This is a genomic window from Proteus myxofaciens ATCC 19692 (genome assembly GCF_001654855.1).
Lineage (GTDB): Bacteria > Pseudomonadota > Gammaproteobacteria > Enterobacterales > Enterobacteriaceae > Proteus > Proteus myxofaciens.
Genome location: NZ_LXEN01000139.1, coordinates 1 through 23,212 on the forward strand (window position 1 = coordinate 1; position 23,212 = coordinate 23,212).

21 protein-coding genes, 1 pseudogene and 1 other annotated feature are annotated in these 23,212 nt (G+C 36.8%); of the genes and pseudogenes, 8 read left to right on the plus strand and 14 right to left on the minus strand.

All coding sequences use genetic code 11. The features are described from left to right. The first annotated feature begins 238 nt into the window (after positions 1-238). Complete coding sequence (gene yiaY / locus M983_RS13885) at positions 239-1,390, plus strand: L-threonine dehydrogenase (protein ID WP_066752115.1); 1,152 nt, start codon at positions 239-241, stop codon at positions 1,388-1,390. Positions 1,391-1,544: 154 nt separating this feature from the next. On the opposite strand, the gene hisIE is transcribed toward yiaY, so the two are convergent. The 8 genes from hisIE to hisG are packed head-to-tail and all read right to left on the minus strand — an operon-like array spanning position 1,545 to position 8,664. Beyond that, positions 1,545-2,162 carry a bifunctional phosphoribosyl-AMP cyclohydrolase/phosphoribosyl-ATP diphosphatase HisIE gene (gene hisIE / locus M983_RS13890; RefSeq protein WP_066752118.1) on the minus strand — a complete coding sequence of 206 codons (618 nt, stop codon included), beginning with the start codon at positions 2,160-2,162 and terminating at the stop codon, positions 1,545-1,547. Then, positions 2,162-2,935: an imidazole glycerol phosphate synthase subunit HisF gene (hisF, locus tag M983_RS13895; RefSeq protein ID WP_066752120.1), complete on the minus strand. Its 774-nt coding sequence runs from the start codon at positions 2,933-2,935 to the stop codon at positions 2,162-2,164. Before hisF ends, hisIE begins: the two co-directional genes overlap by 1 nt. After that, positions 2,917-3,654, minus strand: coding sequence for a 1-(5-phosphoribosyl)-5-[(5-phosphoribosylamino)methylideneamino]imidazole-4-carboxamide isomerase (gene hisA / locus M983_RS13900; protein ID WP_066752123.1), 738 nt, complete (start codon positions 3,652-3,654; stop codon positions 2,917-2,919). Before hisA ends, hisF begins: the two co-directional genes overlap by 19 nt. Positions 3,655-3,659: 5 nt before the next feature. Next, on the minus strand, positions 3,660-4,250 hold the full coding sequence (gene hisH / locus M983_RS13905) for an imidazole glycerol phosphate synthase subunit HisH (protein WP_066752126.1): 591 nt from the start codon (positions 4,248-4,250) through the stop codon (positions 3,660-3,662). Then, on the minus strand, positions 4,250-5,317 hold the full coding sequence (hisB, locus tag M983_RS13910) for a bifunctional histidinol-phosphatase/imidazoleglycerol-phosphate dehydratase HisB (RefSeq protein WP_066752128.1): 1,068 nt from the start codon (positions 5,315-5,317) through the stop codon (positions 4,250-4,252). The genes hisH and hisB overlap by 1 nt, the downstream gene beginning before the upstream one ends. A 40-nt stretch (positions 5,318-5,357) precedes the next feature. Then, on the minus strand, positions 5,358-6,440 hold the full coding sequence (gene hisC, locus M983_RS13915; protein ID WP_066752130.1) for a histidinol-phosphate transaminase: 1,083 nt from the start codon (positions 6,438-6,440) through the stop codon (positions 5,358-5,360). Continuing rightward, positions 6,424-7,758 carry a histidinol dehydrogenase gene (gene hisD / locus M983_RS13920; RefSeq protein WP_066752132.1) on the minus strand — a complete coding sequence of 445 codons (1,335 nt, stop codon included), beginning with the start codon at positions 7,756-7,758 and terminating at the stop codon, positions 6,424-6,426. Before hisD ends, hisC begins: the two co-directional genes overlap by 17 nt. A 6-nt stretch (positions 7,759-7,764) precedes the next feature. Next, positions 7,765-8,664 (minus strand): ATP phosphoribosyltransferase, encoded by a 900-nt coding sequence (gene hisG / locus M983_RS13925; protein ID WP_066752135.1) that lies wholly within the window; start codon positions 8,662-8,664, stop codon positions 7,765-7,767. Between the two features lie 43 nt (positions 8,665-8,707). Then, positions 8,708-8,836, minus strand: a sequence feature (His leader region). A gap of 356 nt (positions 8,837-9,192) precedes the next feature. On the opposite strand from hisG, the gene M983_RS13930 reads away from it, so the two are divergent. Then, positions 9,193-10,014 carry an SDR family oxidoreductase gene (locus M983_RS13930; protein ID WP_066752138.1) on the plus strand — a complete coding sequence of 274 codons (822 nt, stop codon included), beginning with the start codon at positions 9,193-9,195 and terminating at the stop codon, positions 10,012-10,014. 1 nt (position 10,015) lies between these two features. Here M983_RS13930 and M983_RS13935 read toward each other — a convergent pair whose 3' ends face one another. Then, positions 10,016-10,636: a glutathione S-transferase family protein gene (locus tag M983_RS13935; protein WP_066752141.1), complete on the minus strand. Its 621-nt coding sequence runs from the start codon at positions 10,634-10,636 to the stop codon at positions 10,016-10,018. A gap of 156 nt (positions 10,637-10,792) precedes the next feature. Between M983_RS13935 and M983_RS13940 the strand changes: the two genes are divergently transcribed. Continuing rightward, complete coding sequence (locus tag M983_RS13940) at positions 10,793-11,995, plus strand: serine hydrolase (protein ID WP_066752144.1); 1,203 nt, start codon at positions 10,793-10,795, stop codon at positions 11,993-11,995. 84 nt (positions 11,996-12,079) lie between these two features. On the opposite strand, the gene M983_RS13945 is transcribed toward M983_RS13940, so the two are convergent. From M983_RS13945 to ybjG, 4 genes are all read right to left on the minus strand, one after another. Beyond that, positions 12,080-13,750, minus strand: coding sequence for a formate--tetrahydrofolate ligase (locus M983_RS13945; protein ID WP_066752147.1), 1,671 nt, complete (start codon positions 13,748-13,750; stop codon positions 12,080-12,082). Positions 13,751-14,054: 304 nt separating this feature from the next. After that, on the minus strand, positions 14,055-15,419 hold the full coding sequence (locus M983_RS13950; RefSeq protein WP_066752150.1) for an L-serine ammonia-lyase: 1,365 nt from the start codon (positions 15,417-15,419) through the stop codon (positions 14,055-14,057). A 117-nt stretch (positions 15,420-15,536) separates the two neighbouring features. Continuing rightward, a complete protein-coding gene (locus M983_RS13955) occupies positions 15,537-16,862 on the minus strand; it encodes an HAAAP family serine/threonine permease (RefSeq protein WP_066752157.1) in 1,326 nt (441 codons plus the stop codon). A 902-nt stretch (positions 16,863-17,764) separates the two neighbouring features. Continuing rightward, positions 17,765-18,376: an undecaprenyl-diphosphate phosphatase gene (gene ybjG, locus M983_RS13960; RefSeq protein WP_066752158.1), complete on the minus strand. Its 612-nt coding sequence runs from the start codon at positions 18,374-18,376 to the stop codon at positions 17,765-17,767. Between the two features lie 216 nt (positions 18,377-18,592). Here ybjG and M983_RS13965 point away from each other — a divergent pair, with 216 nt between their 5' ends. Beyond that, positions 18,593-19,018, plus strand: coding sequence for a secondary thiamine-phosphate synthase enzyme YjbQ (locus M983_RS13965; protein ID WP_066752159.1), 426 nt, complete (start codon positions 18,593-18,595; stop codon positions 19,016-19,018). A 253-nt stretch (positions 19,019-19,271) separates the two neighbouring features. Here the strand turns inward: M983_RS13965 and M983_RS13970 are convergent, their stop codons facing one another. After that, entirely contained in the window at positions 19,272-19,535 is a 264-nt protein-coding gene (locus M983_RS13970; protein ID WP_066752160.1) for a GrxA family glutaredoxin, read from the minus strand. Positions 19,536-19,709: 174 nt separating this feature from the next. Here M983_RS13970 and M983_RS13975 point away from each other — a divergent pair, with 174 nt between their 5' ends. The 4 genes and pseudogenes from M983_RS13975 to M983_RS13990 all read left to right on the plus strand — a co-directional run bounded on the left by M983_RS13975 (position 19,710) and on the right by M983_RS13990 (position 23,196). Further along, complete coding sequence (locus M983_RS13975; RefSeq protein ID WP_066752162.1) at positions 19,710-20,012, plus strand: YbjC family protein; 303 nt, start codon at positions 19,710-19,712, stop codon at positions 20,010-20,012. Positions 20,013-20,180: 168 nt separating this feature from the next. Next, entirely contained in the window at positions 20,181-20,684 is a 504-nt protein-coding gene (locus M983_RS13980; RefSeq protein WP_066752163.1) for a type III secretion system chaperone family protein, read from the plus strand. Between the two features lie 34 nt (positions 20,685-20,718). Beyond that, positions 20,719-21,852: a 23S rRNA (uracil(747)-C(5))-methyltransferase RlmC gene (gene rlmC, locus M983_RS13985; RefSeq protein ID WP_066752166.1), complete on the plus strand. Its 1,134-nt coding sequence runs from the start codon at positions 20,719-20,721 to the stop codon at positions 21,850-21,852. 145 nt (positions 21,853-21,997) lie between these two features. After that, positions 21,998-23,196, plus strand: a pseudogene (locus M983_RS13990) (multidrug effflux MFS transporter). The last annotated feature ends 16 nt before the right edge of the window (positions 23,197-23,212 follow it).

Below are 23,212 nucleotides of genomic sequence, written 5' to 3' on the forward strand. Positions count from 1 at the left end.
GTACTGAGTTGTTGTGATTGTTTTGATAAGTTCTTCAAACTATTTTGTTAAAAATAATAACCTATAATTAGCATTATCTTATTGAATTAATAGTAAAATTATATTTTACAATCTGAATTTATATACTAATATGATAAGGAAAATGATATTTATTGTTTTTATTGATTACGATCAATTTACGTATTTCAAGAATAGAACATATTAAAAACAGTTAAAAGAATTAAAAAGGAAGTCAATGATGGCCGTTTCAACATTTTTTATTCCCCCTGTAAATAAAATTGGTTCAGGTTGTCTTACAGAAGCCGTAGCTTCAATGAAGGATTTTGGCTTTACTAAGGCATTAATTGTTACCGATAGCGTTTTAAACCAATTAGGTGTTGTTAAGAAAGTAAGTCAATTACTTGCTGATTCAGGTATTGCAAGCGTAACTTATGATGGCACTGCACCTAATCCTACTGTTGAGAACGTTGACGCTGGTTTAGCATTATTAAGAGACAATCAGTGTGATTGTGTCATTTCTCTTGGTGGTGGTTCTCCTCATGATTGTGCTAAGGGGATTGCATTAGTCGCTTCTAATGGTGGAAAAATCGCTGATTATGAAGGATTAGATCGTTCAGCAAAACCTCAGTTACCAGTGATTGCTATTAATACAACAGCAGGTACAGCTTCTGAAATGACACGTTTTTGTATCATTACTGATACTGTGCGTCATATTAAAATGGCAATTGTTGATAAAAATGTAACGCCAATTTTATCCGTTAATGATCCGGATTTGATGTTAGGTATGCCAAAAGGACTAACAGCAGCAACAGGTATGGATGCATTAACTCATGCTGTTGAAGCTTATGTTTCTAGTGCAGCTAATCCAATTACTGATGCATGTGCATTAAAAGCTGTCACGATGATCAGTGAGTCTCTACGTACTGTTGTACATAATGGTAGCGATGCGAAAGCTCGTGAAAATATGGCTTATGCACAGTTTTTAGCGGGTATGGCTTTTAATAATGCATCATTAGGTTATGTTCATGCTATGGCTCATCAATTAGGTGGATTTTATAATTTACCTCATGGCGTGTGCAATGCAGTGTTATTGCCACACGTTCAAGTTTACAATATTCAGGCCGCAGCTGGCAGATTAAAAGATATAGCACAAGCAATGGGTGTTGATGTTTCTGCGATGAGCGATGAGCAAGGTGCACAAGCTTGTATCGAAGAAATTCGTAAAATGGCAAAAGATGTGGGAATTCCTGCTGGCTTAAAAGAACTCGGCGTTAAAGAAGAAGATTTCCGCACTTTAGCTGAAAATGCATTAAAAGATGCATGTGCAATCACTAATCCAGTTCAAGGTAGTGTTGAAGATATTATTGTGCTATTCCGTAATGCAATGTAATTAATCTCTATAAAGAGAAAAGGCAAGTAGCGATTTTTTAACTTGATACTTGATATTGCATTTTAATATTAAGCCGATACAACTATTATTGTGTCGGCTTTTGTTTTTATTTCTTTTTATCTTTTATATAAAAAATATAAAAGAAGATAAGGTCTTATTGTGCTTTCTTATGACGCTCTTGTAGGCAACCTATAACATCTGATAGCGATAATGATTGGTCTTGTAATAAGACAAGCAAGTGATAAATCAAGTCAGATGCTTCATTTTTTAACTCTTCTCTATCATTAACCGTTGCAGCGAGTGCCGTTTCTACACCTTCTTCACCTACTTTTTGTGCAATACGCTTTGTGCCACTAGCATAAAGGCTCGCGGTATAAGAGCTATCAGGCGATGCATTTTTGCGTTCAGCTAACAGGTTTTCGAGTTCATAGAGAAAACCCCATTGGCTTTGAGCAGGAGCAAAGCAACTTTCTGTTCCGTTATGGCAAGTTGGTCCTATTGGGTTAGCTAAAATAAGTAATGTATCGTTATCGCAGTCAGGATAAATATTGGCGACTTTAAGAAAGTTGCCTGATGTTTCGCCTTTAGTCCATAAACGTTGTTTAGTTCGTGAATAAAACGTCACATTGCCACTAGTAAGTGTTGCCGCTAATGCTTCTTTGTTCATATAACCCAGCATTAATACATCGCCAGAAATCGCGTTTTGAATAATAACAGGCATTAGTGAATCGACTTTTTCCCAGTCGAGTTGTTCTGATTTTAATGTATTCATTATAGTCTTACCTTAATGCCATTTTCTGCAAGATATTGTTTTAGTTCGTCAATGTTAATGATTTGTTTGTGAAAAACAGAGGCTGCAAGTGCGCCATCTACATTAGCAAGTTTGAAGGCATCTAGAAAATGGGACATTTCACCCGCACCCCCTGATGCAATGAGTGGAACATTGGTAATTTCTCGCATTGCTGCTAACTGCTTTAAATCATAACCTTGTCTAACACCATCTTGATTCATCATATTTAATACAATTTCACCAGCACCACGTTGTTGTACTTCTTTTATCCAATCTTGTGTTTTCCATGGTGTTTGTTGTGTGCGTTTTTCATCACCAGTAAATTGATAAACAAAATAATCTCCCGTTTGTTCATCAAACCAAGTGTCGATACCAATGACGACGCATTGCACACCATAGCGATCGGCTAAACGTGAAATAAGCGTAGGATCGGATAATGCAGGCGAATTAATGGAGATTTTATCTGCACCAAAGGAGAGAATTTTTCCAGCATCTTCAACAGAACGAATACCGCCAGCAACACAAAATGGAATATTAATGACTTCAGCGACGCGAGATACCCAGCTTTTATCAACAACACGCCCATCAGAAGAGGCGGTAATATCATAAAAGACTAATTCATCAGCGCCTTCTTTAGCATAACGTTCAGCAAGAGGAACGATATCTCCAATAATTTCATGGTGACGAAATTGTACACCTTTGACGACTTGCCCATCACGAACATCAAGACAAGGAATTATGCGTTTTGCCAACATGTCATTGCCTCTTCTAAAGTAAATTTACCTTCTAGTAATGCTCTTCCAACAATAACGCCAGAAACACCAGATTGAGGAAGTGCTGAGATATCGTTTAAATCACCAATACCGCCAGAGGCTTGAAATTGAATATTTGGAAAACGTTGGCTGATTTCTTTATAAAGGGCAACGTTTGAACCACTTAGTGTGCCATCACGAGAGATATCAGTACAAAGTACATGTTTTAAACCAACTGATTGATAAATTTCAATAATTTCTTCAAGAGTATAGGGTGAATTTTCTTGCCAACCACTGATCGCAACCCATTTTTTACCTTGTTCATCAATTCTGATATCAAGAGCTAATACAATGGCATCAGCGCCATAGTGTTTAAACCATCCTTTTACCATTTCAGGATGACTTACTGCAGTAGAGCCAATAACAACACGGCTTGCTCCAGCATCAAGAAGTGATTTCACATCATCTTCTGTGCGTATTCCACCACCGACTTGTACTGGAATATTAACGCCAGCAACTAATTGCTTAAGCAATGGTATTTGGCGAGCAGTAGGATCTTTTGCTCCTGTTAAATCAACAAGGTGTAATAATTTAGCACCTTCTTTTTCATATTGCTGATATAACGTCAGTGGTGAATCACTATAGTCACGTTGCTTTGTGTAATCACCTTGGTGCAAGCGAACGACTTTTCCTTCAATTAAATCTAATGCGGGGATAATCATAAGGCCTACATCTCCAAGAAGTTTTTGATAAGTTGTGCACCTGCTTTTCCTGAGCGTTCAGGGTGAAATTGCACACCGTAAAAGTTATCTTTTTGGATTGCACTACTAAAGCGAGAGCCGTATTCGGTTTCTGCAATAGTTGACTCGTTAAGCGGTAAACCATAGCTATGCACAAAATAAAACCATGCCTCTTTATCTATATCGCGAAAGAGTGGATGTGCTGGTTTTGCAAGGATTTGATCCCATCCCATATGAGGGAGAGGTAATCCTGCGGTATCTAATTTATTAACGGTACTATCAATGAGTCCTAATAAAGGAATATTTTCACCTTCTTCGCTAATTGATGCCAAAATTTGCATACCAAGGCAAATCCCTAAGACCGGCTGTGTAAGTGCTTTTATTAATGGAATAAGGTCTCGCTCTTTGAGTTGTTCCATTGCGGCTTTTGCAGTACCTACACCAGGTAAAAAAAGCTTATCTGCTGATAACACCGTATTTTTTTCACAAGAGATGATGGGGGAATAACCAAGCCGTTCAATGGCATAAGCAACTGAGGCTAAGTTAGCGCAACCTGTATCTAAAATAACAATTTTCATTACAGAACACCTTTTGAGCTTGGTAGGGTATTACCTTCAACGCGAATAGCTTGTCGTAATGTACGACCAAAGACTTTAAACAAACTTTCCGCTTTGTGGTGATCGTTTTTACCTTTTGATTTTAAGTGTAGTGTGCAACCCATTGTGTAAGAAAGGGAGCTAAAAAAGTGTTCAATCATCTCTGTGCTTAAATCGCCGACACGCTGATATTTAAAATCAGCTTTATATTCAAGATGAGGGCGGCCTGAAATATCTAATGCGCAACTTGCTAAGCATTCATCCATAGGTAATGTAAAGCCAAAACGAGCAATACCTCGTTTATCACCCAGTGCTTCACGTAAAGCTTCTCCTAATGCAAGTCCGGTATCTTCCACGGTGTGGTGATCATCAATGATTAAGTCACCCATTACCTTAACATTCATACGAAAACCGCCGTGTGTTGCAATTTGGTCAAGCATGTGGTCGAAAAAGCCAATACCCGTGCTTATTTGGCTTTCGCCTTCTCTATCAAGCCAAATATCGATAGCAATTTGTGTTTCTTTTGTTTTACGTTCAACGTGCGCATAGCGATCCTTTTTTGTAAGACGCTGTGCAATGGTTGACCAATTTATGGTTAATGGATCATAAAGAAAGCTTTGAATTCCCATGTTATCAGCAAGTTGGCTATCTGTTTTTCTATCACCAATAACGTAACTATTAGCTTTATCAATGACATTCTCAGCAAGGTATTTAGTGACTAATTGAGTTTTCGGCTTACGGCATTCACAATTATCTTCTGGCTTGTGAGGACAAATCAGCACTTCTTCAAATTTAATGCCTTGTGATGAAAAGATTTGCATCATTAATTGATGAGGTGGTTCAAAATCGGCTTGTGGAAAACTCTCTGTGCCTAATCCATCTTGATTAGTTATCATCACCAGCTTATAGCCCGCTTCTTGTAAGGCAGTTAATGCTGGGATAACGCCTTTTTCAAAAGCCAGTTTTTCTAGGCTATCAACTTGGTAGTCTGTCGGTGGCTCTGTGATAAGTGTGCCATCTCTATCAATAAAAAGTATTTTTGGGCTCATGATTGTGTTCCTTTTCGTTATTTTTATTGTTTTTTATTGGTTATGCGTTTGCAGTTGCTATATTTTTTATTGCGTTAATCACGTTATCACATTCATCTGCGGTGCCGATAGAGAGACGCAAACAACCACTAAGTCCGTATTGGCGCTGTTGATCGCGTAAAATAATGCCTTGATCCCATAATGTTTTGAAAATCATGCTCGCATCAGTGAACTTTACTAAAACATAGTTGGTTTCACTGCGATAAACCTGTTGAACACAAGGTGATTTTTTTAACTCATCAACTAAATGTGTTCTGTTTTGAACAGTTTCATAAACATGTTGCTTCATTGTCTCGATACCTTTTTCTGTTAACGCTTGAGCGGCAATATCAGCCACTGGTGTTGAAAGAGGATAAGGAGCAATGACCTTTAGTAATAATTCAATAATAGGCGGATTTGCAATAGCAAACCCACAACGTAACCCTGCTAAAGCAAAAGCTTTCGATAAGGTTCGCAAAATAACTAAATTCGGATGCTCTTTTAACCATGATACGAGAGAGGCTTGTGGGCAAAACTCAATATAGGCTTCATCAATCGCGACAATGGCTTTATCCTTGGTTTGTTCTAATACTTCACGAATAAGTGAAGCATCCACAATATTGCCAGTTGGATTATTTGGGCTACAAAGATAAATCAGTTTCACATTATCAAGTTGAGAAGTGATAGCCTCTACATTAGGAGACCAATTTTCTAATGCTGGAATAACGCGTTGCTCAATACCAAATGTTTCAGCACTGACACTGTACATGCCATAAGTTGGTGGACAATAAAGAATGGCATCCTTACCTGGTTCACAAAAAGCACGTATGAGTAATTCAATTGCTTCATCTGCACCACGGCTAACTAATACATTTTCAGGTTTTACACCCGCATATTGTGCATAACGTTCAATTACCTTAGTTGGCTGGCATTCAGGGTAGCGGTTGAGATTTTTTTCATTAAAGGTGAAATTGGGTGCAATTGGGTATTCATTGGCATTTAACCAAACTGTACCATTGCCACCTAATCGCCTTGCTGATTGATAAGGTGTTAATTCTCTGACGTTTTTTCTTGCAAGTGTTGTTACATCAAATTGTGTTGTCATTACTGATGTCTCCTTTTGCAAGTGCTTTAACTCGTAGGGTTACCGCATTTTTATGTGCCGTTAATTGTTCTGCTTGTGCCAATGTTTCAATCGTTTGAGCTAAATCAGAAAGCCCTTTTGCTGTGAGCTTTTGTACTGTCATTCGCTTCATAAAATCAGCTAGCCCTAAGCTGGAATAGGTTGCTGTATAGCCATAAGTTGGTAACACGTGATTAGTCCCTGAGGCATAATCTCCTGCTGATTCTGGTGACCAAGCACCAAGAAAAACAGAACCTGCATTTGTAATGCTATCAACACGTGAATCAGCATCATTAGTTTGGATTATTAAGTGTTCAGGACCATATTGATTGCTAATTTCAATACATTCATCAAGATTGCGAGTAATAATTACGCGACTTTCAGCTAATGCTTGTTTTGCAATATCAGCACGACTAAGTTGTTTAAGTTGTATACGAGTTTCTTCAATAACCGCATTTGCTAATGTTTCATAAGGCGTTAATAGAACGACTTGTGAATCAGGACCATGTTCTGCTTGTGAAAGCAAATCAGCCGCAATGAACGCAGGTGTCGCATCTGAATCTGCAATAACTAACACTTCAGAAGGCCCTGCTGGCATATCAATAGCAGCACCTTGTAGTGATTGGCTAACTTGGCGTTTTGCTTCTGTAACATAAGCGTTGCCAGGGCCAAAAATTTTATCAACACTTGGAATGGTGTCAGTACCAAAAGCCATAGCAGCAATCGCTTGAGCACCGCCAACTTGAAAAATTTCATCAATACCAATTTGTTTAGCAATGTAGAGTATTTCATCTGCAATCGGCGGTGGTGAACAAAGGATAATTTTACGGCAACCTGCAATGCGAGCAGGTATTCCCAGCATCATGACAGTGGATAATAAAGGCGCAGAACCACCAGGAATATACAACCCAACAGTATCAATAGGACGACTGATTTGTTGGCAAAATACGCCAGGTTGAGTTTCAATGTTAATCGGTGCTGGAATTTGCGCTTCATGAAAGCGTTGTATATTTCCCATGGCTTGTGTTATTGCACGTTTTATTTCGTCATCAAGCGTTGCGCTGGCTTTGTCAATTTGCGTTTTTGTAACCAGTAAACTTTCTGGCGCTGTTTTATCGAATTTTTGACTGAGTGCTTTAAGCGCATAATCTCCTTCATTACGTACCTGTGAAATGATACCGGCAACTTGCTCTGTGATTGCGCTAGATGCAGAAATAGCAGGGCGCGTTAATAAAGCGCGTTGCTCTTCTTTCGTGCATTTATCCCAATAATTTAATGTATTAAAACCCATTTTCATCATGCCACCTTATTCCATCATTTTTTCGATAGGTAGAACAAGAATTGAACTTGCGCCTAGTTCTTTTAGTTTTTCCATGGTTTCCCAGAATAAGCTTTCACTACTTACCATGTGCATTGCTACGCGATTTTTATCACCTGCTAACGGTAATATTGTTGGGCGTTCTGCTCCTGGTAATAGAGAAATAACTTCTTCTAAGCAATCACTCGGCGCATGTAACATGATGTATTTTGATTCGCGGGCTTGAATAACGCCTTGAATACGGGTGAGTAACTTATCTATCAGTGCTTGTTTATCGGCTTCTATTTCACCCTCTCTTTGAATAAGGCATGCTTTTGAGCGATAGATAACTTCGACTTCTTTTAAGCCGTTAGCTTCTAGAGTGGCTCCTGTTGAGACTAAATCACAAATAGCATCAGCAAGCCCTGCTCGAGGTGCAACTTCAACAGAGCCATTTAATAAACAGGATTTAAAAGTGATACCTTTTTGATCTAAATAGCGTTTTAAAAGATTAGGGTAAGATGTTGCAATACGAGTATTATTCATACATTCAACACCTTGATAATCGAAATCCACAGGGGCTGCTAATGATAATCTACAGCCACCAAAATCAAGACGACGTAAAGTGACATAGTTTGGGTTATCACCTTGAGCACGGCGTTTTAATAACTCTTCTTCTAATACATTTTCGCCAATAATGCCAAGATCAACCACGCCATCCATTACTAAGCCTGGGATATCGTCATCTCTTACCCGTAAAATATCGATAGGCATATTTTCTGCGTAAGCAATAAGTCTTTGTTGGTTTAAATTAATTTTGATCCCACAACGCGCTAACAGAGCACGAGAATCATCACTTAAACGACCTGATTTTTGCATTGCAATTCGTAATCTTTTTTTATCTAGCATAATGTTTACCCTGTCTCTATCCCTGTTTTTTACTGAAATTTAGTTATAAAAAAACCCGGAAGTTACCTTCCGGGTTTTATAAGTCATTTGCATTCAGACCACCGGAAGCGTTGCTTAAACGTCTTCCAGCACTCATCGCCTGAAAGACTAGTCAGGATGATGGTGATGATGGTTTAGTTGAATGCTATACATAATTATTTACCTAATAACTGAATTTTGTTTGAGAGCCTGTTATTTTAACAAGCGCTTAGAATTTGTCTGTCTTTCAAGCTACCTGATTTACAAAGTAAAAAGCAACCTATTTTTTAATAATAATTTAAATTAATTGTAACCTTATGTTTTTTAAGTTTTTAATTAATAATCTTATTTACTTAGTTAAAATATTAAGCGAGTATATAAATATGAGCAAAAAAGATAAAACTAATTAATAATGTTTAGTTTTATTAATTAATTCCTAGTGAGTTAATATACAGTAATTTTTTGGCGTATACTTAAATTTTATAGTCGCCAAATCAGTAGGGGATAAACATGAGACGGATAACGATTGTTGGACTGGGCTGGTTAGGTTTGCCTCTTGCAAGTGCACTGAGTGAAGCGGGCTATCAAGTTAAAGGAACAAAAACAACCGAAGATGGTGTAGAAGCAGCAAGGATGAGTGGTGTTGATTGCTGTTTAATGACTTTAACGCCAGCCATTGAATGTGACCGAGATGATTTCGATTATCTTATGGAAACTGACGTATTAATTATTACTTTACCACCTAGCGCTGCTGGTGGCGGTTATGATTATGTTGAAGGCATACAAACACTGGTTGATAGTGCGATGTCACGCCATGTTACAAGAGTTATTTATATAAGCTCTACTTCAGTATATGGTAATCAAACAGGGAATATTACTGAGGAAATGGATATCATGCCAGAAACTCAGTCTGCCAAAATGTTAGCAGAAGTTGAAAACTGGTTGCATCGTTTGCCATTAACTACCGTTGATATTTTGCGCTTAGCGGGTTTAGTCGGGCCTAATCGTCATGCTGGCCGTTTTTTATCAGGTAAAAAGCAAGTGAAAGGGGCTCATCAAAGTGTAAATTTAGTCCATTTAGATGATGTTATTTTTGCGATTGAAGCATTGCTTGCTCAAAATGAAGGAGGGCATTTATATAATTTATGTGCACCTATTCATCCTAAAAAACGTGATTTTTATTCAAAAGCATCAGCTCAACTTGCACTCACGCCACCTGAGTTTGCTGATGAAGAAAAACCATTAAGACGAGAAATTGATGGCCAGCTCATTTGTCGAGATCTAGGGTTTCATTATCATTACCCTGATCCCGACAAAATGCCAATGAATTAACTTAATTTATCGGTAATAGAACTATATCTCTGAAAATAGCGTCTTCACTTAATTGTGCAAACCAACGCTCGATATGAGGAACTGGCGCTCTTTCTTTACACGCTTCTAGCCATGGATAGATTAAAGGTGCAATGGCGATATCAGCAAGCGTAATTTTGTTACCCACAAAATAAGGTGTTTTAGCTAACTGATTATCTGCAATCATCATAATTTTATTAAGTTTTTCTTGTAAGCTAGCAACTAAGTTTTTATCTTGTTTTTCTCTTGGCGTTCTAACTACATTGATCATTAATTGTTGAATAGGAGAAAAAAGTGTGCCATTTGACCAATCCATCCACTTTTCGATGGATGCACGTTCTTCTAAATCAATAGGATAGAATTGTTCACCCTTATATTTAGCACATAAATAGCGAATAATGGTATTAGATTCCCATAAAGTAAATTCATTATCTTGTAATGTGGGAATGGTGGCGTTGGGATTCATTGCTAAATAGTTGGCATCAGTCAATCCACCAAATGGACCACCAGCATCAATTCGCTCATAAGGGATATTGAGTACTTTTAAGCACCATAGAACTTTTTTAACATTAGATGAATTTTTTCTACCCCAGACTTTTAACATAATGGCTCCTAAGCGACGTTAAGTAACAGAATTTTCCTCTATAGAGTGCGCAATATGAATATAAGATAAATCTCTATATATCAATGTTGGCGTCTTATTCCAGAAAGCCCTATAGTAGGGAAGCTTTAACAAATTGATATAAAAGGGTGATCAGTAATGAAAAAACATCTTCCATCTATTCTCAGTAAGGTTACCGCGGGAATGGGTTTACTGCTAATTATTTCTACTCCTGCATTTGCGGTGAGTAATCCTGTACCTCCTCAAATCGATGCAAAATCGTATGTTCTGATGGATTATAATAGTGGTAAAATTCTTGCCTCAGAAAAACCTGAAGAGCGATTAGATCCTGCAAGTTTAACAAAAATAATGAGTAGCTATGTTGTTGGACAAGCCATAAAAGAAGGTCGAATGTCACCTGATGATACGGTGATTGTGGGTCGTAATGCTTGGGCAACAGGTAATCCGGTATTAAAAGGTTCTTCACTGATGTTTTTAAAACCAGGTGATCAAGTTAAGGTGATTGAGTTAAACCGAGGCATGGTTATCCAATCTGGTAATGATGCGAGTATTGCACTTGCAGAGCATGTAGCAGGGAGTCAAGAAACCTTTGTAGATCTAATGAACTCTTACGCAAAAAAATTAGGTTTAACAAATACGCATTTTAAAACAGTGCATGGATTAGACTCTGAAGGCCAATTTACTACAGCAGAAGATATGGCATTATTAACTGCGGCCATGATCCGCGATGTACCTTCAGAATATGATATTCATAAAGAAAAAGAATTTACCTTCAATAATATTCGCCAGCCTAATCGTAACCGCTTATTGTGGAACAAAAATATGAATGTGGACGGGGTAAAAACAGGCCATACTAATGGGGCTGGTTTTAACCTTGTTTCTTCTGCGACAGAAGGTGATATGCGCCTTATCGCGGTTGTTTTAGGAGCACCATCAGATAAAATTCGCTTTGCCGAAAGTGAAAAGTTATTAGGGTGGGGATTCCGTTTCTTTGAAACTGTAACTCCTGTTAAAGCTGATGTGCCAATGACAACCCAAAAAGTTTGGTATGGCGATAAAGGTGAAGTGGCTTTAGGTGTTGCTAATGATGCTTCAATTACTATCCCTAAAGGTGAGTTAAAAAACTTAAAAGCATCATTTACGCTAACTAATCCAGTTTTAGAAGCGCCATTAACAAAAAATCAAGTAGTGGGTACCGTCAACTTTTTGTTAAATGATGAAGTGATTGAACAACGCCCACTGGTTGTAAAAGATGCGGTTGAAGAAGGGGGTTTCTTTAGTCGTATTTGGGATTTTGTGGTTAAAACAGTATCTGGTTGGTTTAATGCAATTTTTGGTTAATAAAGCCTATCTTTACTGAGTTTTTCATCCTTATTTACTCAATCCCCAAAGTGAGTATTCTTTTGGGGATTTTTTTATGTGATATCAGAAAAGTCCGCTGATATTGCCATTATTATCAATATCAATACTCATTGCAGCAGGTATTTTAGGCAATCCAGGCATTGTTGTGATAGAGCCGGTTAATGCTACTACAAAGCCAGCACCTGCTGAGACATACACTTCACGCACTGTGATGGAAAAATCAGTAGGACGACCAAGCAATTTGGCATTATCAGAAAGTGAATATTGCGTTTTTGCCATACAGATTGGGAAATGACCAAACCCACTAGCTTCAATCTCTTGTAGTCTAGCCTGCGCAATATTGCTATACGTTACACCCTTAGCGCCATAAATCTCTTTGGCGATTTTTTCTATTTTTTCACTGAGTGATAAATTATCAGGGTAGAGTAACTGAAATTGCGCTGGCTCATTAGAAAGTGTTGCAACAACTTCATTTGCCAATTCAATTCCGCCTAATCCACCTTTTTCCCATACATTGGCGATAGCGAATCGACAACCGCGTTGTTGACAATATTGGGCGATAAATTGGTGTTCAGCCTTAGTATCTGTAATATAGGCATTAACAGCGACAATCACAGGTAAACCGTATTTTTGTAGATTTTCAATATGTTTTTCTAAATTAACTATGCCTTTTTCTAATGCTTCTAAATTTTCTTTACTCCAATCCTCTTTACCTAATCCGCCGTTATATTTTAGTGCTTTGGTTGTGACAACAAGAACAGCACAATCTGGTTGTAATCCACTCATGCGACATTTTATATCGAAGAATTTTTCAGCCCCTAAATCAGCGCCAAATCCCGCTTCTGTCACGGTGATATCGGCAAGTTGTAAGGCAAGTTTTGTAGCTCTCACACTATTACAACCATGGGCTATATTGGCGAAAGGCCCACCGTGAATAATAGCGGGTGTATTTTCGAGTGTTTGAACTAAATTAGGATTGATTGCATCTTTTAGTAAACTTGCCATTGCACCAACAGCTTGTAAGTCAGCGGCTGTAATGGGTGTTGCATCATAAGAATAAGCGACAATAATACGCGCTAAGCGTTGTTTTAAATCATCAATATCTTGTGCTAAACAAAGTATCGACATAATTTCAGAGGCAACCGTAATCACGAAACCGTCTTCTCTTGTTACGCCATCTTTATCTGTGCCTAATCCTGCAATAGTATGGCGCAATACGCGATCATTCATATCCATACAACGTTTAAAAACAATTTTTTTAGGATTAATATTTAGCGTATTACCCTGAAAAATATGGTTATCAAGCATGGCTGCTAATAAATTATTTGCTGACGTAATTGCATGAAAGTCACCCGTAAAATGAAAATTGAGATCTTCCATAGGAACCACTTGTGCATAACCGCCACCAGAAGCCCCACCTTTAATACCAAAGCACGGCCCTAATGAAGGTTCACGTAATGCGATAATGGCTTTTTTACCAATATGGTTCAATGCTTGACCTAAGCCTACAGTAACGGTTGTTTTGCCTTCACCTGCGGGAGTGGGATTAATTGCAGTAACAAGAACTAATTGTCCACGTGGATGAGATGCTGTTTTTGACCAGATTGAGTGACTAAATTTTGCTTTGTATTTACCATAAAATTCAATATCGTCGTTATCTATATTTAAGTTTTTAGCAATGTCCTGAATAGGTAAAAGTTTTGCTTCTTGCGAGATCTCAATATCTGATTTCATTTTAGTTCTCTTTATCCCGTTTATAGTGCATTTAGTGATTTTGATTAATCTGTATGATGTGATTGTTTAGATATGAAACAATAAATACTTATCGTTCTCTCATACCAGATAAAATCTCGTTGGATAACTGTCGCTAATAATACTCTAGCCAATAATATAGTTAACACCAGCATATTAATAGCGTTGTGAGTGTTATGAATGAAATAGCATGCTTATGATTCGATAATGTTATTTTTACAATAAAAAATGCCAGCGTTGGCTGGCATTTATCTTCTTAGAGAGATAATAATCTTCTTTCAAGTGTTCAATCACAGGTGACTTTTATTGCCAGTCCACCTTGTGAGGTTTCTCTATATTTTGAATTAATATCTTTTCCTGTTTCATACATCGTTTCTATGACTTTATCTAAGCAGATACGGGGATCACTCACACGGCGTAAAGCCATTCTTGATGAGTTGACCGCTTGAACTGATGCAATAGCATTTCGCTCAATACAAGGGACTTGTACTTGGCCAGCAACAGGATCACATGTCAATCCTAAATTGTGTTCCATCGCTATTTCAGCTGCCATACAGACTTGTTCTGGGCTTCCACCTAAAAGTTCTGTTAAAGCACCAGCAGCCATTGAACAAGCAACGCCAACTTCGCCTTGGCATCCTACTTCTGCACCTGAAATTGAGGCATTCATTTTATAAAGAGAGCCAATAACACCAGCGACTAAGAAGAAACGACTATATGAGTTCTCATTTACAGGGCGAATGAATTTATCATAATAAGAAAGTACAGCAGGGATAATACCACATGCGCCATTCGTTGGTGCGGTAACAACACGACCACCAGCGGCATTCTCTTCATTCACTGCTAATGCAAACATATTAATCCAATCGACAACCGCCATAGGATCTGTTGTTGTGCTATCGCCTGTGACTAACATACGGCGTAATGCAGAAGCACGGCGCGGTACACGCAATGGACCAGGTAATAAGCCTTCGGTATTAACACCACGCTCAATTCCTGATTTCATTACATCCCATACTGCAGCAAAATGTGCCATTATTTCTTCACGGCTTCGTAATGCGAGTTCATTTTGCATAACAAGTGCTGAGAGAGAAAGGCCCGTTTCTTTGCAATGGTGACGTAAATCAGCCGCATATTGATAAGGATAAGGAACTTGAACTTTATTTTCTTCAGGTTGACCAAAATGTTCTTCATCAACAATAAAGCCACCCCCAATAGAGTAGTACGTTTTTTTCAATAAAACGTGTTCACCATTAAGAGCCGTAATTGTCATGCCATTTTCATGAAGTGGTAAATTACTTTTATGAAAATTCATTCCACCTTCAACAGGAAAATCGACTTGCTTTGCGCCATTTGCAAGCATTAGGCGCCCTGTATTTTCGACTTGTTGAATAAATGCCGGTATAGAATCAATATCGACAGTATCAGGTAAATTACCTGCTAACCCCATGATAATAGCGATATCTGTTGCATGTCCTTTACCTGTTAAAGATAAAGAGCCATAAACATCGACAACAATACGAGAAACACTTGAAAGAAGGTTTTGCTCAGCAAGTAAATCGACAAATTCCTTACCTGCTTTCATTGGACCTACGGTGTGTGAGCTTGAAGGGCCTATGCCAATTTTAAAAATATCAAAAACGCTAACCATAATATTCGCCTCCCTATATTAAAGGCGCAACGGTGTGATTATTAGAGTAATAAAATCTAGTTTGAATATAAGTGCTGGATGGCTACATTCATTGCTGAAAGTAGCCATCAATCTTATTTAGCTAAAATATTTGATAAATGTTTGAGTCAGGGTATAGAACACCGCGGAAATTGCGATAAGACCCATGATTACAACAAATACATTACTGATATGGCCTTGGTATTTCTTCATTGCAGGAACTTTACGGATTGCATACATAGGCATTAAGAACAGTAACATAGCAATGACTGGGCCACCTAATGTTTCAATCATCCCTAAGATACTTGGGTTTAATGTTGCAATAATCCAAGTGGTGACCAGCATAAAGAGCGCAGTGATTTTATTTAAACGATCTTTTTCAACCGTTTTGCCTTTATCACGTAATGTTTTAATCACTAGACCATTAAAGCCTTCACGTGCACCTAAATAGTGACCTAAGAATGATTTAGTAATCGCTACAAAGGCAATAAATGGCGCAATATATTCAATAACAGGGTTGTTAAAATGGTTAGCAAGATAAGATAAAATACTGATATTTTGTTCTTTTGCTTCAGCTAAGTTTTCTGGTGTTAAGCTAAATACACAGCTAAACACGAAGAACATAACTGTAATCACCATCATGATATGAGCATAAGCTAAAATACGAGAACATTTTTTCTCAGCATTTTCGCCATATTCTTCACGTTTTGCGACAGCAAACGCAGAGATGATAGGTGAGTGGTTAAAAGAGAACACCATCACAGGGATTGCTAACCACAGTGTCACGATTAGGCCTTGGCCCATACCAGATGCAGACGCGTGATCTAAAGACAGCGTTTCTAAAACTGCGCCATTCCATTCAGGAATTAGGTATAAAGCTAATACCATTAAGACAGCAACAAATGGGAATACTAGAACGCTCATCGCTTTAACGATAGCTTGTTCACCAAAGCGGATAATACACATGATGCCAATAATCAATACGAGTGATAAAATCGCACGAGGTGGCGCAGCCATATGCATTTGGTTAACAATAAAGCTTTCAACGGTATTGGTAATAGCAACACTGTAAACCAATAAAATGGGGTAAATAGCGAAGAAATAAAGCAGAGTAATTAATTTACCAGCTGTTTTACCAAAGTGCTCTTCAACCACTTCAGTAATATCTTCTCCGGGATTTTTTCCTGATAACACAAAACGGCACATACCACGGTGTGCAAAAAAGGTCATAGGAAAAGCAAGAACGAGCATGATTAATAGTGGAATTAATCCGCCAATACCTGCGTTGATAGGTAAAAATAAAACACCAGCACCGATAGCAGTACCATATAGACCTAACATCCATACCGTATCTGACTTACGCCATGCTTTGTAATCACCTTTAGTGTTACCTGATGTGATAGAACCAGCTTGGGTTGTATCCATAATACTCTCCGAAATAACGCGGTAAAAATAATGAAAAAATGAGTAAGTTTTTAAAAAAATTTTTGTTTCAATTTAATAATGCATAAATGAGCGCATTGAGTACCTGGTGTTATCTCAATATCTTCAGTTACCACATTAGATAAATAATTAAATATCAAAAGCCTTAAATACTTTTGATATTTGAAAAAGTATTCAATAAGTTTATTTCCAGTCTTAAGATGCACAGAATATAGTGTTTTTCAGGATAAAGTACCGTGATCACTATCTCAGTTGCTGAATATAACTGAAAAAATCAAAAATGTAATATTTTTTATACTTAGTTATCTAATTAGGCATTTAAAAAAACATTTTGCAATGGCTATACAATTAAAATGAATACTTAAAATAATCTAGATATAAATATATTCACATGTTAATGATTAATTATAGCTATTTTTATTTTCTATAAAATAAATGATTAAAATCAATAAAGTTATTTTTGATTACATTTAAAACAATATTTTAACTTTATATCTTATTGAAATAAAAGGATAATATTTTTATTTTAAATTTAATCTAATGATTAAAAATACAATATCGAATATATTATTTATGATTATTTATTAATGAATATCTGCTACTCGTTGATGTTAAGATCTTAATGTGATGTATAACAATGAAGCGCTGTTTAAATTTAGAGCAATAATAAGCTTAATTAGTAGATTCAATAATTTGACCTAGAGTAAATATAACGTGTATTTTTGGTTAAAATGACATCAAATAATTTTTTGGACAAAAAATAAAATAATAGAAAATATTTTTATTTAAGTATTAAACAGCAAATAAGATATTTAGGATATAAAATACAAAAAAAGACCTTATTATTTATAAGGTCTTTTTTGATGTTTATTAGTTATAAAATGTTACGCTTTTGTCCAACCTTTACGAATTGGATAAGCAAAACATAGTCGATAAAGTTGCAATATCCATTTTTGCAGTTTTTCTCCACCTTGAGGCCAAACAATTTGGCTTAGTGCACAGGAGAGTAGAGCCACACAAAATGCCCCAATCATATCAATAGGCCAGTGCACACCAAGATAAATACGAGCCCATGCAATAGCAAGGCTGAGTGCAAGCATTATATAGCCAATGCGTTTGCGTTTGTGCCAAAAGAGATAAGATAAGGCGATAACAAATACGAATGTGCCGTGATTACTAGGGAATGAAGGTGTTGCTTCATGAGACAAGAAATTATAGCCAACGTGTGCAACAAATGGACGTGCATGAGGTGCTATCGCACCGATCAACCATGAAACAGACAGTGCGATTGCCAAAGAGATAGCCGCTTTGCAAACTAATGTTCTTTGCTGGTTAAGATTTTGCTCATTTCCCCATAACCAATAATATAAGAGAGACAACGGAAAAAGATAAACAAGATACTTAGCAATAAAAGTTGCAACATTGATTTCAAACGGTAATGTCGCAGGTGTTGCATTTATCATCGAGAATAAGGCTAAATTAAGTTGCTCGAGCAAAGTAGGCTCCATACAAATTGTACTGGTAATAAACATAATCGGCAACTGGTAAGGGTAAATGAGCGATTGAGACGGGTAAAGAGTAATTTTCTTATTTAATTGTGCTTTTTTTCAAGATTTGTCAGATTATTTTTGTTTTTTATTTTATTGCATTGAAAAAAAAGAATAATTTTTGTTATTTTATTATGGTGTTTTTTATTTTTTGAGGTGACGATAATGTGGTTTCAAAAAAGCATTACTCTTAGTGCGAAGTCTCGAGGTTTTCACCTCGTGACACAAGGTATTGTTCAACAGTTGCCAGAGCTTAAACAATATAAACTGGGTCTTGCCCATTTTTTTATTCAGCATACTTCAGCATCATTAACAATTAATGAAAATGCAGATCCTACAGTTCGTCGTGATTTTGAGAGTTTTTTTAATCAAGCAGTAAAAGAGAATGAAGATTATTATCTCCATAATTATGAAGGAAGTGATGATATGCCAGCGCATATCAAAAGTAGCTTATTAGGGCAAAGCGTGACAATACCGATAACAAAAGGTGAGTTGAATTTAGGGACATGGCAAGGGATTTATCTAGGAGAACATCGTAACTATGGTGGAGAGCGCCGTATTATTGTAACTCTACAAGGTGAGTGTTACTAAATTTTAGGCAATAAAAAACCCGACAGTTATTTCACCAAAAGGGTTGAAACTATCGGGATCCTCAATATTTGGGGACATCAAAGAAAAGCAGTGGCACTAATTATGACTGCAACTTATAAAGAAAGTTCGCGGATTAATAAAAAAAGTAAAAAAAAACTTTTAAAAAAGTAAATAGATTAAAAAGAAGAGAAGAATAACGGAGGGATAACGCTAAAATATCAATTTTTATCAATATTTTAGCGTTATAGGAAAATTAGTTATAAATACCTAAATGCTCTTTAGCATAAGCTTCAAAATCAGTACATCCGCCAATGTGCTTCTCATCAATAAAAATTTGAGGAACAGTTTCAACGGGTTTACCAACAGTTTTAGATAAATCAGCTTTGGTGATACCTTCAGCTTGGATATCAACATAGTTGAAAGAGAAATCATCACGTTTTTCTGTCAAAGTTTCTGCTAATTGTTTTGCACGTACACAGAAAGGGCAACCAGGGCGACCAAAAATGACAACAAACATACTAGCTCCTTATTAAAAAATAAAATTCAGGCATTGTCTTAAACCTTTATTGGATAATACTATGCCTGTTTATTCGGCTAAACAAAAACAGTTATTGCCTTTTAGTGTAATAAATTATATCAATTTGATGAATCATGAGATAGGGCTGTAATAACGCAATATAGGGAGAAAACAATGGAAAAACCTTCAAATCAGGATATGCGTACACTATCTGATATGCCAAAAGCCGTGATGATCATTGAGATAATTGGCATTATTTTATTAGTTACCGCTTATTTATATATCAATCAATATATTACCTCACCTGAATGGTTTGCGAGTTATGCAGGGCAATTAACATTAGTTGTATTTGGTGTAATTTGTATGATCCCTGCTGCAATCCATATTGTATGGCGAGCTATTTATAGGCTGACTTTTTTGGGGATTGATTCAAAAGCAATTGATAATAAAAAGAAAAAGAATAATAAAGAAAAGTAGTACCTTTACTTATTATTTTCAATAAGGCTTTTCACTAGAAAAACCATCGATAAATTGGCTTAATTTTCGCTGTTTTTCTATTTATTACTGCCTTCATGCTAGAAAAAGTGGCAGAATAGTATCTATGCAAAAAAGCACACCTATTTTTAGCGCGTAAAGGTTATGTTAATGGACGCTGTTGTAACTCCCCATCTAGATCAGCTAAAATCTTGGCTAGATGAACTACAGATTGCTTACTACGAATGCGACTCTTGTCAGGCGTTGCATTTACCTCATCTCCAATATATCAGTGGTATTTTTGATGCCAAGATTGATGTATTAGAAGATGTTCTTGTATTTACGGCTATTGCAGAATTAAAACCTTCTGCTATCGTGCCATTAATGGCAAATTTAAGTCAGATAAATGCAAGCTCTTTGTTTATTAAAACATTTTTAGAAATCAGCGATGAAAACCTACCAAAGCTGGTTTTTTGTCATTCATTTCCTATTGCAGCCGGAATGTCTCTTAATCAATTTGATCTCTTTTTACAAAAAGCAGAAGAGCAATCTTCTGATGTGGTTAGCGAGATATTTAATAACGGCTTTTTGTATGGTGAAAAGCAAGAGAATGAAGACGAAGAAGAAATTGAAGCGACGACAATTTCGACAGATCCTTCTTACACTGTACATTAATTTACTTTAATCATTCAAACGGTTACATACAATTATGCAATGCGCACGATTTAGTGCGGGTGATTGCCACTCTTGTGAGTGGCTTTCTCTTGCTTATTCTGAACAAATCCAAAAGAAACAACATCATTTATTAGATTTACTCCCAAAAGATTATTTTTTTGATCAATTAGTACCGATTGAAAGTCATGAAGTAAAGTTTAGAAATAAAGCTAAAATGGTGGTGAGTGGCAGTGTTGAAAAACCTATTTTAGGTTTAAAACAAAAAGACGGTGAGGCGGTTGATTTATGTGAATGTCCTCTTTATCCAGACTCTTTTAATACTGTTTTTCCTGTTCTTAAAACGTTTATTGCTAAAGCAGGATTAGTACCTTACAACATTGAACGTCGTCGAGGTGAGCTAAAATTTATTCTGCTAACAGAAAGTTGCTTTCATCATTCGTTAATGTTGCGTTTTGTCCTGCGTTCTGAAAAAAAAGTAGAACAATTACGTAAGGCATTGCCTTGGCTACAAGCCCAGCTTCCTCTGTTGACTGTTATTTCTGTCAATATTCAGCCTGTACATATGGCGATTCTTGAAGGTGAGCAAGAAATTATTTTGACAGAAAAACACTTTTTAGATGAATCTTTTAATCAAATACCTTTGCACATTCGGCCTAGGGGATTCTTTCAAACCAATCCTCATGTTGCCACAAAACTCTATGCAACAGCAGGGCGTTGGGTAAGAGAATTACATATTACACGCCTATGGGATTTATTTTGTGGCTCTGGGGGCTTTGGGTTACATTGCGCTGATAAAACGACACAATTAACCGGCATAGAAATTAGTCCAGAAGCAATAGAATGTGCGCGTTTATCAGCAAGAGAACTCGCGCTAGAGAAGGTCGAGTTTCAAGCGCTAGATTCAACGCGCTATGCTGTTACTAAAGAATCTGTTCCTGAATTAGTGCTGGTTAATCCACCAAGAAGAGGGATTGGTGAGACGCTATGCCAATATCTAAATAAAATGAGACCTCGCTATATTCTTTATTCGAGCTGTAATGCGCAAACTATGGCAAAGGATATTGCGCTACTTTCTCATTATCATATTGATAGAACACAGCTATTTGATATGTTTCCTCATACCTCGCATTATGAAGTGCTGACGTTACTTGTGTTGCAAGATAGTTAAGAAAGTTATTACAATATAAGTAATCAATGATAATATCTAAATAAATATTACGCTCGGTGTATGTCATCGGGCGTTTTTCTTTTATGAAAAAAGTGGTTTTATCTATTGCGGTAACTTTCTCTTTTATTTCACGGACATTTTATTTATGCGAAGTTTAAAAGCGTTATTGCTCATTATGGTGTTATTAGGGCCATTAGGTATTGATTTATATTTACCTACAATACCTGAAATAGCAAAAGGCTTAGGAAGCAGTGAGTCATTAATTCAATCAACGATAGGGCTATTTATTTTAGTCTTAGGTGTAGGTCAGCTTATTTCTGGACCGTTGGTTGATAAGTTTGGTCGTAAACCTGTGGCACTAGTGGGAATAGTCATTTATATTTTAGGTTCAATTATTGCCACGTTATCAATCAATCCTTCGTTATTTATTCTTTCACGGTTATTACAAGCCACCGCAGTGTGCTGTACTTCTGTTGTTGCATTTACCTGTGTTCGCGACTGTTTTAATGGTAATGAATCTGCTCGTGTTTTCGGATTTTTAAATGGCACATTGAATATTATTCCGGCATTGGCACCATTATTAGGTGGTTTACTTGCAGAATATTGGGGATGGAGAGCGCCTTTTGGTTTCCTTATTTTATACTCTTTACTTATTTTAGTCCTGATTGCGGTCTATCTTCCAGAAACTAAACCTGAAAATATAAAGCCACATAATGAAAAATTACATAAAACCTATATTGGGATTTTATGCAGTAAACGATTTTTAACCTTTGCTTTAGTGAATGCAGGTACTATGGGAATGGCATTAACCTATGTTTCATTTTCACCCGTAGTGTTAATGCATGAGGCAGGTTTATCATCACTCAAATTTTCTATTGTCTTTGGTATAAATGGCTTTTGGATAATGTTTGTTAGCTTTTTCGCAAATAGAATCATTCATCGAGTGGGTAGGCCTATTTGTTTGATTATAGGGGGGTATTAATGGGATTAGGATGCCTTGGTTTAATATTAGGTGTCGTCTTAATTCCAACACAAATACAGTCTCATTGGTTGGTTTATATGCTTCCTGTTGCAAGTGCTTGTGCCGGTCTTGCTTTTATTATGGGGCCTGTAACCAGCTATGCACTCGAACCTTATTCAGATAAAGCAGGAATTGCTTCTGCTTTAGTGGGCTTTATTCAAATGGCAGGTGGTGCGAGCTTAGGGCTTATTGCTTTAGCTTCACCCATAGAGCCTAAATTAGCATTATCAATAGTGATGTTAATTGGCTGCTTGTTAGCGTGGAATGCCTATCGAGCAAGTAAAAAAGAAGAGATGGTGTATTCTAAGATTGAATCTATCTAAATTTATAGGGTGACTT